13 protein-coding genes are annotated in these 13,929 nt (G+C 54.6%); 9 read left to right on the top strand and 4 right to left on the bottom strand.

The window, feature by feature from the left end; all coding sequences use genetic code 11:
* Nucleotides 1-15: 15 nt before the first annotated feature.
* A complete protein-coding gene (locus tag OGY13_RS09930) occupies nt 16-657 on the bottom strand; it encodes a YtjB family periplasmic protein (RefSeq protein ID WP_003829948.1) in 642 nt (213 codons plus the stop codon).
* A 115-nt stretch (nt 658-772) separates the two neighbouring features.
* On the opposite strand from OGY13_RS09930, the gene serB reads away from it, so the two are divergent.
* The 3 genes from serB to nadR all read left to right on the top strand — a co-directional run bounded on the left by serB (nt 773) and on the right by nadR (nt 4,525).
* A complete protein-coding gene (gene serB, locus OGY13_RS09925) occupies nt 773-1,741 on the top strand; it encodes a phosphoserine phosphatase (RefSeq protein WP_003829946.1) in 969 nt (322 codons plus the stop codon).
* 83 nt (nt 1,742-1,824) lie between these two features.
* Nucleotides 1,825-3,207 (top strand): DNA repair protein RadA, encoded by a 1,383-nt coding sequence (gene radA / locus OGY13_RS09920; protein ID WP_003829944.1) that lies wholly within the window; start codon nt 1,825-1,827, stop codon nt 3,205-3,207.
* An 88-nt stretch (nt 3,208-3,295) separates the two neighbouring features.
* Entirely contained in the window at nt 3,296-4,525 is a 1,230-nt protein-coding gene (gene nadR, locus OGY13_RS09915; RefSeq protein ID WP_003829942.1) for a multifunctional transcriptional regulator/nicotinamide-nucleotide adenylyltransferase/ribosylnicotinamide kinase NadR, read from the top strand.
* A gap of 148 nt (nt 4,526-4,673) precedes the next feature.
* Here the strand turns inward: nadR and ettA are convergent, their stop codons facing one another.
* On the bottom strand, nt 4,674-6,341 hold the full coding sequence (ettA, locus tag OGY13_RS09910) for an energy-dependent translational throttle protein EttA (protein ID WP_032942320.1): 1,668 nt from the start codon (nt 6,339-6,341) through the stop codon (nt 4,674-4,676).
* Between the two features lie 207 nt (nt 6,342-6,548).
* Between ettA and sltY the strand changes: the two genes are divergently transcribed.
* Nucleotides 6,549-8,486, top strand: coding sequence for a murein transglycosylase (sltY, locus tag OGY13_RS09905; protein WP_167820413.1), 1,938 nt, complete (start codon nt 6,549-6,551; stop codon nt 8,484-8,486).
* Nucleotides 8,487-8,575: 89 nt separating this feature from the next.
* Complete coding sequence (gene trpR, locus OGY13_RS09900) at nt 8,576-8,902, top strand: trp operon repressor (RefSeq protein ID WP_032934222.1); 327 nt, start codon at nt 8,576-8,578, stop codon at nt 8,900-8,902.
* Nucleotides 8,903-8,991: 89 nt separating this feature from the next.
* Here trpR and yjjX read toward each other — a convergent pair whose 3' ends face one another.
* Nucleotides 8,992-9,516 carry an inosine/xanthosine triphosphatase gene (yjjX, locus tag OGY13_RS09895; protein ID WP_213752491.1) on the bottom strand — a complete coding sequence of 175 codons (525 nt, stop codon included), beginning with the start codon at nt 9,514-9,516 and terminating at the stop codon, nt 8,992-8,994.
* Between the two features lie 52 nt (nt 9,517-9,568).
* Here yjjX and gpmB point away from each other — a divergent pair, with 52 nt between their 5' ends.
* Entirely contained in the window at nt 9,569-10,216 is a 648-nt protein-coding gene (gene gpmB / locus OGY13_RS09890) for a 2,3-diphosphoglycerate-dependent phosphoglycerate mutase GpmB (protein ID WP_003019006.1), read from the top strand.
* Here gpmB and robA read toward each other — a convergent pair.
* On the bottom strand, nt 10,213-11,082 hold the full coding sequence (robA, locus tag OGY13_RS09885) for an MDR efflux pump AcrAB transcriptional activator RobA (protein ID WP_003829933.1): 870 nt from the start codon (nt 11,080-11,082) through the stop codon (nt 10,213-10,215). The genes gpmB and robA overlap by 4 nt on opposite strands.
* 211 nt (nt 11,083-11,293) lie before the next feature.
* Between robA and creA the strand changes: the two genes are divergently transcribed.
* Genes creA through creC form a run of 3 tightly spaced genes read left to right on the top strand, consistent with a single transcriptional unit; the run spans nt 11,294 to nt 13,893 of the window.
* Complete coding sequence (creA, locus tag OGY13_RS09880; RefSeq protein ID WP_003018998.1) at nt 11,294-11,767, top strand: protein CreA; 474 nt, start codon at nt 11,294-11,296, stop codon at nt 11,765-11,767.
* 12 nt (nt 11,768-11,779) lie between these two features.
* Complete coding sequence (gene creB, locus OGY13_RS09875) at nt 11,780-12,469, top strand: two-component system response regulator CreB (protein WP_003829928.1); 690 nt, start codon at nt 11,780-11,782, stop codon at nt 12,467-12,469.
* Complete coding sequence (gene creC, locus OGY13_RS09870; protein WP_032942324.1) at nt 12,469-13,893, top strand: two-component system sensor histidine kinase CreC; 1,425 nt, start codon at nt 12,469-12,471, stop codon at nt 13,891-13,893. Before creB ends, creC begins: the two co-directional genes overlap by 1 nt.
* Nucleotides 13,894-13,929 lie beyond the last annotated feature (36 nt).

Below are 13,929 nucleotides of genomic sequence, written 5' to 3'. Positions count from 1 at the left end.
CAGTTTTTACTGCTTTTACTCTTTTTTCTCGTTGTCTTCTTCCTGCACCGGTTTGTTGGCGGTCAACAGGAAAGGGGATTGCTGCCAGCGGGTACGCTTGCCTTGCAATAAGGTACGGGTGAGCACGACGCCAATCGCCAGCGCCAGCAGCAGCATCAGGCGTAAGATATTGGTGGTGTTATCTACCTGCTTCGCCTCGGTGGCGAGGGTGTGGGTATCCAGCGTCAGACGCAAATAGCCCAGCGGACCATTTTTCCCCTGAATGGGTTCGACAATCTGCTGGTTAAAATAACCCCCGGCTTTTTTGCCGTCGAGCGCCAGTCGGTCACGAACGTTGACGCTCTCGCCGGTGCGCGTAATCAGGTCTCCCTGTTCATCGTATACGCCAGCGTCCAGAATACGGCTACTTTCCGTCAACTGTGTGAGTACCGCTTTGATGCGTTTTTCATCCGGCGTTTCGGTACGCATTAGCGGAGCAACATTTAGCGCCACCTGGCGGGCCAGCGTACGGGCCAGCTCTTCGAGCTGCGGATTACGCTGCTGCTGGTGACTTTGACTAAACCAGGATGCGCCCTGCATCAGGGCGACGAGCAGCGCAAGACAGAACAATACAATCACTGCACGATGAAGTCGGAATTTCAGTTTTGCGCGAGCCATATTCCACCTGCTGAAAATTTGAGACTTAATGTTGCCAGAAGCGCTGGTTACAGGGTAGCCTCATGCGTTATTTTCCCCTGATGATTCCGACCCGAACGATTTTACAGGAGCTTTAATGCCTAACATAACCTGGTGCGATCTACCTGAAGATGTTTCTCTGTGGCCAGGTCTGCCTCTCTCTTTAAGTGGCGATGAAGTCATGCCGCTGGACTACCACGCGGGCCGCAGTGGCTGGCTGCTGTACGGTCGTGGGCTGGATAAACAACGTTTAACGCAATACCAGAGCAAACTGGGTGCAGCGATGGTGATTGTTGCTGCCTGGTGCGTCGAGGATTATCAGGTGATTCGCCTGGCGGGTTCGTTAACGCCGCGCGCGGCAAAACTGGCGCATGATGCCAAACTGGATGTTGCCCCGTTAGGCAAAATTCCGCATCTGCGCACACCAGGTTTACTGGTGATGGACATGGACTCAACGGCAATCCAGATCGAATGCATTGATGAAATTGCTAAACTGGCTGGAACCGGTGAGATGGTTGCGGAAGTCACGGAACGCGCAATGCGCGGCGAACTGGACTTTACCGCCAGCCTGCGTAGTCGCGTGGCGACGCTGAAGGGTGCTGATGCCAATATTCTGCACCAGGTGCGCGAAACGCTACCGCTGATGCCAGGCCTGACACAACTGGTGTTAAAACTGGAAACGCTCGGCTGGAAAGTGGCTATTGCCTCTGGCGGCTTTACCTTCTTTGCCGATTACCTGCGTAATAAACTGCGTCTGACGGCGGCTGTGGCAAACGAGCTGGAGATCATGGACGGTAAATTTACCGGCAACGTGATCGGCGATATCGTCGATGCCCAGTACAAAGCCAATACCCTGACCCGCCTGGCACAAGAATATGAGATCCCGATGGCGCAGACGGTGGCGATCGGCGACGGTGCTAACGATCTGCCGATGATCAAAACGGCCGGGCTGGGTATTGCGTATCATGCTAAACCGAAAGTGAATGAAAAGACGGAGATTACTATCCGCCACGCTGACCTGATGGGCGTGTTCTGCATTCTCTCCGGCAGCATGAACCAGAAATGATTAAATTGCCTGATGGCAGGGTGTCCGTAGGCCGGATAAGCGCCTGCTCCATCCGGCAAAAGCGTTAACGAAAGAGGTAAAACGTGGCCAAAGCTCCAAAACGCGCCTTTGTTTGTAATGAATGCGGGGCCGATTACCCGCGCTGGCAGGGGCAATGCAGCGCCTGTCAGGCCTGGAATACCATTACCGAGGTGCGCCTTGCCGCATCGCCAACGGTGGCGCGTAACGAGCGGCTCAGTGGCTATGCCGGGAATGCGGGCGTGGCAAAAGTGCAGAAGCTGTCTGACATCAGCCTTGAAGAACTGCCGCGTTTTTCCACTGGATTTAAAGAGTTTGACCGCGTGCTGGGCGGTGGTGTGGTACCCGGCAGCGCTATTCTGATTGGCGGTAACCCCGGCGCGGGGAAATCAACGCTGCTGCTGCAAACGCTGTGCAAGCTTGCTGAGCAGATGAAAACTCTGTACGTCACCGGTGAAGAGTCACTGCAGCAGGTGGCGATGCGTGCGCACCGGCTTGGCTTGCCGACGGCGAATCTGAACATGCTGTCGGAAACCAGTATTGAACAAATTTGCCTGATTGCCGAAGAAGAACAGCCGAAACTGATGGTGATCGACTCCATTCAGGTAATGCACATGGCGGATATTCAGTCTTCACCGGGCAGCGTGGCGCAGGTGCGCGAAACGGCGGCTTACCTGACGCGCTTTGCCAAAACGCGCGGCGTGGCGATTGTCATGGTCGGCCACGTCACCAAAGATGGCTCGCTGGCCGGGCCGAAGGTGCTGGAGCACTGTATTGACTGTTCGGTACTGCTCGACGGTGACGCCGATTCCCGTTTCCGTACTCTGCGTAGCCATAAAAACCGCTTTGGTGCGGTGAATGAGCTGGGCGTCTTTGCCATGACCGAACAGGGCCTGCGTGAAGTCAGCAACCCTTCCGCTATCTTCTTAAGCCGTGGCGATGAGGTCACCTCCGGCAGTTCGGTGATGGTGGTCTGGGAAGGCACGCGCCCGCTGCTGGTAGAGATTCAGGCGCTGGTCGATCACTCAATGATGGCGAACCCGCGTCGCGTGGCGGTCGGTCTGGAACAGAACCGTCTGGCGATTCTGCTGGCGGTGCTGCATCGTCACGGTGGCTTGCAGATGGCGGATCAGGACGTGTTTGTTAACGTAGTCGGCGGCGTAAAAGTCACCGAAACCAGCGCCGACCTGGCGTTGCTGCTGGCAATGGTCTCCAGCCTGCGTGACAGACCGCTGCCACAGGATTTAGTGGTCTTTGGCGAAGTGGGGTTGGCGGGCGAAATCCGTCCGGTACCCAGCGGGCAGGAGCGTATTTCGGAAGCGGCGAAGCACGGCTTTCGCCGGGCGATTGTCCCTGCCGCTAACGTACCGAAAAAAGTACCGGAAGGCATGCAGGTCTTTGGCGTTAAGAAGCTTGCGGATGCGTTAAGCGTGTTTGACGACCTATAATCAAATACCCGTACATACTGATTTTGTAGGCCTGATAAGCGAAGCGCCATCAGGCAGTGTTACGCGATTTTTCCAGCAGGAGGCTCTTGTGTCATTTGAATATCTGAAAACCGCCATAAAGCAAAAGGGCTGTACCCTGCAACAGGTGGCGGATGCCAGTGGCATGACCAAGGGATACCTAAGCCAACTGCTGAATGCCAAAATCAAAAGCCCCAGCGCGCAGAAGCTGGAGGCGTTGCACCGCTTTCTCGGTCTGGAGTTTCCGCGCCAGCAGAAAAATATCGGTGTGGTATTCGGCAAGTTTTATCCGCTGCACACCGGCCATATCTATCTTATCCAGCGCGCCTGTAGTCAGGTCGATGAACTGCATATCATCATGGGTTATGACGACACGCGCGATCGCAGCCTGTTTGAAGACAGTGCCATGTCGCAACAGCCTACGGTGCCCGATCGTTTACGCTGGCTGCTGCAAACCTTTAAGTATCAGAAAAATATCCGTATTCATGCCTTCAACGAAGAAGGCATGGAGCCGTATCCGCACGGCTGGGACGTGTGGAGCAACGGGATCAAAACGTTTATGCAGGAGAAAGGGATCCAGCCAAACTGGATCTACACCTCTGAAGAATCAGATGCCCCGCAGTATCTCGAACATTTGGGGATCGAAACCGTGCTGGTGGATCCTAAGCGGACGTTCATGAGCATCAGCGGCGGGCAAATCCGTGAAAACCCGTTTCGCTACTGGGAGTATATTCCGACCGAAGTGAAGCCGTTTTTCGTGCGCACCGTGGCGATCCTCGGCGGGGAGTCGAGCGGTAAATCGACGCTGGTGAACAAGCTCGCCAATATTTTTAATACCACCAGTGCGTGGGAATACGGGCGTGATTATGTCTTCTCCCATTTGGGCGGCGATGAGATGGCGTTGCAGTATTCTGACTACGATAAAATCGCCTTAGGACAAGCGCAATACATTGATTTTGCTGTTAAGTACGCCAATAAAGTGGCGTTCATCGACACCGATTTCGTGACCACTCAGGCCTTCTGTAAAAAGTATGAAGGGCGTGAACACCCGTTTGTGCAAGCGCTTATTGATGAGTATCGCTTCGACCTGGTGATCCTGTTGGAAAACAACACCCCGTGGGTGGCGGATGGCTTACGCAGCCTTGGAAGCTCAGTTGACAGAAAAGCGTTTCAGACGCTGCTGGTCGAGATGCTGCAGGAAAACAATATCAATTTTGTGCACGTTCAGGAGCCTGACTACGACGGCCGCTTCCTGCGCTGCGTGGAACTGGTGAAAGAGTTGATGGGCGAGCAGAGGTAGGTTTTAATGCCGGATGCGCTGCGCTTATCCGGCCTACAAGTCGCACTAACCTCATAGACAGGATGGCGCTGCGCTTATCTGACCTACAAGTCGCACTAACCTCGTAGGCCGATAAGGCGTAACGCCGCCATCCGGCACTTAACGCTAATTACTTAGAAATACGCTTGTACTTAATACGTTTCGGCTCCAGCGCATCGGCGCCCAGCGTACGTTTCTTGTACTCTTCGTATTCGGTAAAGTTACCTTCGAAGAACTCAACCTTACCTTCATCCTGGTAATCCAGAATGTGGGTGGCGATACGGTCGAGGAACCAACGGTCGTGCGAGATAACCATCGCGCAGCCCGGGAATTCCAGCAGGGCGTTTTCCAGCGCGCGCAGGGTCTCGATATCCAGGTCGTTGGTTGGTTCATCGAGCAGCAGCATGTTGCCGCCAACCTGCAGCAGCTTCGCCAGGTGCAGACGGCCACGCTCACCACCGGACAGCTCGCCGACGCGTTTGCCCTGATCCACACCTTTGAAGTTGAAGCGGCCCACGTAGGCACGGCTTGGCATCTCGGTGTTGCCGATTCGCATGATATCCAGCCCGCCGGAAACTTCTTCCCACACGGTTTTGCTGTTGTCCATGGCGTCACGGAACTGGTCAACGGAGGCCAGTTTGACGGTTTCACCCAGCGTGATGGTGCCGCTGTCAGGCTGTTCCTGACCGGACATCATACGGAACAGGGTAGATTTACCCGCGCCGTTCGGACCGATGATGCCGACAATTGCGCCTTTCGGTACGGAGAAAGTCAGATCGTCGATCAGAACGCGATCGCCGTAGGATTTACGCAGATTGGTGACTTCAACGACTTTATCGCCCAGACGTGCTCCAGGTGGAATAAACAGTTCGTTGGTTTCGTTACGTTTCTGGTATTCGGTGTTGTTCAGCTCTTCAAAGCGTGCCAGACGGGCTTTACCCTTAGACTGACGACCTTTAGCGCCCTGACGCACCCACTCCAGCTCTTTCTCAATGGATTTACGGCGAGCCGCTTCCTGAGAAGCTTCCTGGGCCAGACGCTGATCTTTCTGCTCCAGCCAGGAAGAGTAGTTACCTTCCCACGGAATACCTTCACCACGGTCCAGCTCCAGGATCCAGCCCGCAACGTTGTCGAGGAAGTAACGGTCGTGGGTAATCGCCACTACGGTGCCTTCGAAGTCGTGCAGGAAGCGTTCCAGCCACGCGACGGATTCCGCATCCAGGTGGTTGGTCGGTTCGTCGAGCAGCAGCATGTCTGGTTTTTCCAGCAACAGGCGGCACAGCGCAACGCGGCGGCGTTCACCACCGGAGAGATTCTCAATTTTAGCGTCCCAGTCCGGCAGACGCAGGGCGTCAGCGGCACGCTCAAGCTGCACGTTCAGGTTATGGCCGTCGTGCGCCTGGATAATTTCTTCAAACTTGCCCTGTTGTGCGGCCAGTTTATCGAAGTCGGCGTCCGGCTCGGCGTACTTGGCGTAAACTTCATCCAGACCTTTCAGTGCACTAACCACTTCGGCAACCGCTTCTTCAACGGATTCACGAACGGTATGTTCTGGGTTCAGTTTTGGTTCCTGCGGCAGGTAACCGATTTTAATGCCTGGCTGTGGGCGAGCTTCACCTTCGATATCGGTATCAATGCCGGCCATGATGCGCAGCAGGGTAGATTTACCCGCGCCGTTCAGACCGAGTACACCGATTTTGGCGCCAGGGAAGAAGCTCAGTGAGATGTTTTTAAGAATATGACGTTTCGGCGGAACGACTTTGCCGACACGATGCATGGTATAAACGAATTGAGCCACGTGGACTTCGCCTCTTTTATAGTGATGAATAGAGTTTTCAAAGGCGAAGTGTAGCCTTTTTCATTGCTCAATCCCAGCCAGCAGATCTCACTCGCAACAAAAGTAAAAAAGTGTCCGTGACGTGGCGCATTCTGCAATGTCTGGTTAGCATGAATTAATTAAGCGGCATGATGCTGCACAGACGTAACATGAGAAGAGGAAGAGCTTGTGGACAAAGCCAATCAATTTACCTGGCGCCTGCTGGCAGCCAGCGTATGTCTGCTGACGGTCAGTCAGGTGGCGCGAGCCGACTCCCTGGATGAGCAGCGCAATCGTTATGCGCAAATCAAGCAAGCCTGGGACAACCGACAGATGGATGTCGTAGAGCAGATGATGCCCGGCCTGAAGAACTATCCTCTGTACCCGTATCTGGAATATCGTCAGATCACTGACGATCTGATGAATCAGCCCACCATTACCGTCACCAATTTTGTGCGCGCCAACCCGACGCTGCCCCCGGCGCGTACTCTGCAATCGCGTTTTGTGAATGAACTGGCGCGCCGCGAAGACTGGCGTGGACTGCTGGCGTTTAGCCCGGAAAAACCGGGCACCACGGAAGCGCAATGCAACTATTACTTCGCGAAATGGAGTACCGGGCAAACCGAAGAAGCCTGGCAGGGCGCGAAAGATCTGTGGCTGACCGGGAAAAGTCAGCCGAACGCCTGTGACAAATTATTCGGCGTGTGGCGCGCCTCAGGTACTCAGGATCCGCTAGCGTATCTGGAGCGTATTCGTCTGGCGATGAAAGCCGGGAATACCGGTCTGGTGACGGCGCTGGCCGGACAGATGCCCGCGCAATACCAAACCATTGCCTCTGCGATCATCTCGCTGGCCAACGATCCGAATTCGGTGATGACTTTTGCACGTACCACCGGCGCCACGGATTTCACCCGACAGATGGCGGCGGTCGCCTTTGCCAGCGTGGCGCGTCAGGATGTGGAAAACGCCCGCCTGATGATCCCGTCCCTGGTACAGGCGCAACAGCTTAATGACGAGCAAACCCAGGAGCTACGCGATATTGTTGCCTGGCGTCTGATGGGCAATGACGTCACCGACGAGCAGGCCAAATGGCGTGATGATGCGATTATGCGCTCCAATTCCACCTCGCTTGTGGAGCGTCGCGTGCGCATGGCGCTGGGAACCGGCGATCGTCGTGGCCTGAATACGTGGCTGGCGCGTCTGCCAATGGAAGCAAAAGAAAAAGACGAGTGGCGCTACTGGCAGGCTGATCTGCTGCTGGAGCGCGGACGTGATGCGGAAGCCAAAGAGATCCTGCACCAGCTCATGCAGCAGCGTGGTTTCTATCCGATGGTGGCGGCACAGCGCCTGGGCGAAGAGTACGAGCTGAAAGTGGATAAAGCGCCAGCGAACGTTGATTCTGCGCTGACTCAGGGGCCAGAAATGGCACGTGTACGCGAGCTAATGTACTGGAACATGGATAATACCGCGCGCAGTGAATGGGCGAATCTGGTTACCAGCCGTACCAAGTCCGAGCAGGCTCAGTTGGCACGTTACGCGTTCAACAATCACTGGTGGGATCTGAGCGTTCAGGCGACGATCGCCGGTAAGCTGTGGGATCATCTGGAAGAGCGCTTCCCATTGGCCTATAAAGACCTGTTTACCCGTTACACCAGCGGCAAGGATATTCAACCAAGTTATGCGATGGCGATAGCGCGTCAGGAAAGCGCCTGGAACCCGAAAGTGAAATCACCGGTCGGCGCCAGCGGGCTGATGCAGATTATGCCGGGCACGGCGACGCATACGGTGAAAATGTTCTCGATTCCAGGTTACAGCAGTCCAAGCCAGCTACTGGATCCTGATACCAACATCAACATTGGTACCAGCTATTTGCAGTACGTATATCAGCAATTCGGCAATAACCGCATCTTTGCGTCGGCAGCCTATAACGCCGGTCCGGGACGCGTTCGCACCTGGCTTGGCAATAGCGCTGGGCGCATTGATGCTGTGGCGTTTGTCGAAAGTATTCCATTCTCAGAGACGCGTGGTTACGTGAAGAATGTGCTGGCTTATGATGCGTACTATCGCTATTTCCTCGGCGATAAACCGGAGTTGATGAGCGACGCAGAATGGCAACGTCGTTACTGATCGTGTCGATTGTGTTATGCTATCGTACTCGTTAAAGAGTACAAAAGGGGGAAGCAAGCACGCTTCCCCCGCAACGATGGCGATATCTTATGACTCAGCAATCACCCTATTCAGCAGAGATGGCAGAACAACGTCACCAGGAGTGGTTACGTTTTGTCGATCTACTTAAACACGCCTACGAACAAGATTTACACCTGCCACTGCTCAATTTGATGTTAACGCCGGATGAGCGTGAAGCGTTGGGCACGCGTGTGCGTATCATTGAAGAGCTGCTGCGCGGCGAGATGAGCCAGCGTGAGCTTAAAAACGAGCTCGGGGCGGGGATTGCCACTATTACGCGGGGGTCGAACAGCCTCAAATCCGCACCGGTGGATTTGCGTCAGTGGCTGGAGCAGGTGTTGCTGAAAAGTGTCTGATTTTCTCGTAGGCCGGATAAGGCGAAGCCGCCATCCGGCAATGGTGCGCGCTGCTTGCCTGATGGCGCTACGCTTATCAGGCCTACAAATTACAATGACTCATCGTATATCGCGTTATGAAACGGGCTGAGCGCCAGAATCACCGCCTGGTGATAGACGCTTGAGCGCGTCAGCTTGCCCGCGGTAAAAACGCCAATTGCGCCTTCTTTACGGCCAATTTCACCAATACCCGTATAGTCCGACATCACCGGGCCGAGCGCTTCACCTTTACGGACTCTGTCGAGAATGACCGTAGGCAATGGCAGCGTTGCTGAACGGGCTTCACCGCGCTGAATGCTGTTATCAATCACCACCCAACTGAAGGTGGCGTCATCGTCAATTCCTGCTTCAATGGCGACCCAGAAATCAGCCTGCGGGTGCAGGCGGCGAGCGTTATCAACGCGATTTCGTGCGCCAGTGCGCGTTTCCTGGTTTCCGAAAGGTTGTTCCGGCACGCCACTCTCGACGGCGACGGGTTCAATATGGCAGGATCCTTCCCCGAAAATCTCTTCAAATGCCCGCAGAATTGCCTGAATTTTGGCAGGATTGGTGGTCGCAGAGATAACCTTGTGCATAATTAAGCTCAGTTTGAAAATTCATCGCATCGCAGTATAACGGAAAAAAAGCATGTTACAGGTATACCTTGTTCGCCATGGCGAAACGCAGTGGAACGCCGAGCGACGTATTCAAGGCCAGTCAGACAGCCCACTAACCGCTAAAGGTGAACAACAAGCCATGCAGGTGGGAGAACGCGCCCGCTCGTTTGGTATTACGCATGTCATCAGTAGCGATCTTGGTCGTACACGACGCACCGCAGAAATCATCGCCCAGGCCTGCGGCTGTGATATCACCTATGATTCTCGTCTGCGTGAGCTGAATATGGGGGTGCTGGAAAAACGTCACATCGATACGCTGACGCCAGAGGAAGAGGGCTGGCGTCGCCAGTTGGTGAACGGCACGGTGGATGGTCGTATTCCGGAAGGGGAATCGATGCAGGAGCTGAGCGATCGCGTCAATGCGGCGCTGGCATCCTGTCTGGAGCTGCCGCCGGGAAGTCGTCCACTGCTGGTCAGCCACGGTATCGCGCTGGGTTGCCTGGTGAGCACAATTCTGGGATTACCGGCATGGGCTGAACGTCGCTTGCGTCTGCGCAACTGTTCAATTTCTCGCGTTGATTACCAGGAAAGCTTATGGCTGGCGCCGGGATGGGTCGTTGAAACGGCAGGGGACATCTCACATCTGGACGCCCCTGCGTTGGATGAACTACAGCGCTAGCGGCGAATCGGAATCAGGAATTCGCAGCGCAGGTTGATCGGGCGATCTCCCGCTTTGGCATCTTCTGCCGGGTAGTATCGCTCGATATCCTGTCCTTTACGGCGCGTCAGGTTCAGCATCGGCATGCATGTGCCGTAAACCGTCAGGATAAACTCTTGCACGCCGGTTCCCAGCCCTTCGTAGGTAAACATCACATACTCGCCACCCTGTAACAGGATAGGCTGCGCCGACGGCACATAGCCATTGGCCTGTTCCGGCGTCAGTGCTGTGGTGTAAAACACTTCCTGTTCGTCGTCTTTTTCAATGCTCGGACGCGTTTCGTTAAGCCCGTACAGCACTGGCGGGATCGCCGGAGCCTGAGCAAGGAAGTCGCGCCAGAACTGAATACGCATTTCATGACGGAAATCTGAAATCTGTTCCAGCGAGCAGGAATAGCTTTGCGTGGTGCCGAGCAGCTGCGTATCTTCCAGGGTGACAAACTCGTGTGCAGGCATCGTAAATTCACCCAGTCGCATTGGCGGGCGAATACCAAACGCACTCCATTCCGGTGAACGGCGATACAGCGCTGGTGTCTGCGAAAATTGTTTCTTGAATGCGCGAGTAAAAGTTTGTTGAGAGTCGAAGCGATATTGCAGCGCAATATCCAAAATTGGACGCGCAGTCAGGCGCAGCGCCACTGCGGATTTCGATAAACGACGGGCGCGGATATAGGCGCCAATAGCATGGCCCGTCACGTCCTTAAACATTCTCTGCAGGTGCCACTTGGAATAGCCCGCTTTTGCCGCCACATTGTCAAGCGACAAAGGCTGATCCAGATGACCTTCCAGCCAGATTAATAGGTCGCGAATAATGCCAGCCTGATCCATAAAATATCCTCATCCTTTCAACAACGAGTACCTGACGTCAGGTATGAGGATAATAGCATTTTTTGCTGTTTTAGCATTCAGTGTTTTTTTTGCTCATAAGTGCTTTTTTCGGACATACGAAAGCGTGATTATTGTAATCCTGTGATCTGTATACATTTTATCTTAGAATGTTTAATAATTACGCAGAACAACTTTTAAGAATGGTAACAATATGAAATATAAGAGCTTAGTCATTTCCTCAATTCTGCTGATGTTGGCGCAGGTCGCCCATGCGGAGCAGATTGGATCTGTCGATACGGTGTTCAAAATGTTTGGGCCGGATCATAAAATTGTGGTCGAAGCGTTTGACGATCCGGATGTTACCAATGTGACCTGTTACGTGAGTCGTGCGAAGACCGGCGGCATCAAAGGTGGACTGGGGCTGGCGGAAGATACCTCCGATGCCGCCATCTCTTGCCAGCAGGTTGGGCCGGTAGAACTGAGCGACAGAATCAAGAACGGTAAAGCTCAGGGCGAAGTGGTATTTAAGAAACGTACCTCGCTGGTGTTTAAATCTTTACAGGTCGTGCGTTTTTACGATGCGAAACGTAATGCGCTGGCCTATCTGGCGTATTCAGATAAAGTTGTCGATGGATCGCCCAAAAATGCCATCAGTGCGGTACCCATCATGCCGTGGCGGCAATAACAAGGAAGCACAATGCAACAGCCGTTGATCTGGTTGGTTGAGGATGAGCAGGGAATCGCTGATACGCTTATCTACATGCTGCAACAAGAAGGGTTTAGCGTAGAGGCGTTTGAGCGCGGATTTCCCGTGCTGGAGAAATCTCGCCAGCAATGCCCTGATGCCATCATTCTGGATGTCGGGCTACCGGATATCAGCGGTTTTGAACTGTGCCGACGTTTACTGGAACGCCACCCGGCGTTGCCGATCCTCTTTCTGACCGCGCGCAGCGATGAAGTGGATCGCCTGTTGGGGCTGGAAATTGGCGCAGATGACTATGTTGCCAAGCCTTTCTCGCCGCGCGAGGTGTGCGCTCGTGTGCGTACGCTGCTGCGGCGGGTGCAAAAATTCTCCACGCCTTCATCGATGACACGCTGTGGGGATTTTGAACTTAATGAGCTGGCCGCGCAGATTACCTGGTTCAGCATGCCGTTGAACCTGACGCGTTATGAATTCCTGCTGCTGAAAACATTGCTGATGTCGCCGGGACGTATTTACTCTCGCCAGCAGCTGATGGATTTAGTCTGGGCAGACGCGCAGGATACCTTTGACAGAACGGTTGATACTCACATCAAAACGCTGCGCGCCAAGCTGCGGGCTATCAATCCGGAGCTTTCCCCCATCAATACACATCGCGGTATGGGATACAGCCTGAGGAACTGCTGATGCGCATTGGCATGCGTTTGCTGCTCGGCTATTTTCTGATTGTCGCGGTCGCCGCCTGGTTTGTTCTGTCGATCTTTGTGCAGGAAATTAAGCCAGGCGTTCGTCGGGCGACCGAAGGTACTCTAATTGATACCGCCACGCTGCTGGCTGCACTGGCGCGTGATGACGTGCTCTCTGACTCACCGGCTAACGGCAAGCTGGCGCAGGCATTTGCGCAGCTGCATAACCGCCCATTTAATGCCAACATCAGCGGCATTAACAAAGTGCGTAATGAATACCATGTCTACATGACGGACGCGCAGGGCAAGGTGTTGTTTGATTCAGCTAACCAGGCCGTCGGTCAGGACTACTCCCGCTGGAACGATGTGTGGTTAACGCTGCGTGGGCAGTATGGCGCCCGCAGCACGCCGCAAAACCCGAACGATCCGGAAAGCTCGGTGATGTACGTTGCCGCGCCGATCGTAGACGGTGGGCGTATTATCGGCGTGCTCAGTGTCGGCAAACCAAATGCGGCGATGGCACCGGTGATTAAACGCAGTGAACGGCGAATGCTGTGGGCCAGCGCCGTATTGCTGGGCATTGCCCTGGTGATTGGCTTCGGGATGGTATGGTGGATAAACCGATCCATTGCCCGGCTGGCGCGTTATGCCGACTCCGTTACCGAGAATCGCCCCGTCCCACTGCCTGATTTAGGCAGCAGCGAGTTACGCAAACTGGCGCAGGCGCTGGAAAGTATGCGCCTGAAGCTCGAAGGCAAGAACTACATTGAGCAGTATGTCTACGCGTTAACGCATGAGCTGAAAAGTCCGCTGGCGGCTATTCGTGGCGCGGCAGAGATATTGCGCGAAGGCCCGCCGCCAAACGTGGTAGCGCGTTTTACCGATAATATTCTGACGCAAAATGCGCGTATGCAGGCGCTGGTCGAAACTTTGCTGCGCCAGGCGCGACTGGAGAATCGACAGGACATTACGTTGACGGCGGTGGAGGTAGATACGCTTTTTGCTCAGCTCAAAGAGGCGCGTAGCGTGCAACTGGCGGCAAAAAACATTACGCTGACCATTCTGCCTTCATCGCTTAGCGTCGCTGCCGATCCCGCGCTGCTGGAGCAGGCATTGGGGAACTTGCTCGACAACGCTATCGACTTCACGCCACAGGGTGGGACGATTACGTTGAGCGCGCATCAGCAGGAGGAGCTGGTCACATTGCAGGTTACCGACAGCGGTAGCGGGATCCCTGATTTTGCGTTGCCGCGTATTTTTGAGCGCTTCTACTCGCTGCCCCGCGAGAATGGACACAAGAGCAGCGGTTTGGGGCTGGCGTTTGTCAATGAAGTTGCACGACTGCATGAAGGTACGGTGACATTATCTAACCGACCAGAGGGCGGCGCCCAGGCCTCGTTTACGCTTCACCGTCACTTCACATAACTTCAAATTCTCCGCACATAGCTGTTCTACCTTGCT

It is taken from the genome of Citrobacter sp. Cpo045 (genome assembly GCF_030332875.1).
Lineage (GTDB): Bacteria > Pseudomonadota > Gammaproteobacteria > Enterobacterales > Enterobacteriaceae > Citrobacter > Citrobacter portucalensis.
The sequence above is the reverse complement of the archived record's forward strand: the minus strand, read 5'-3'. Positions and strand labels throughout refer to the sequence as shown.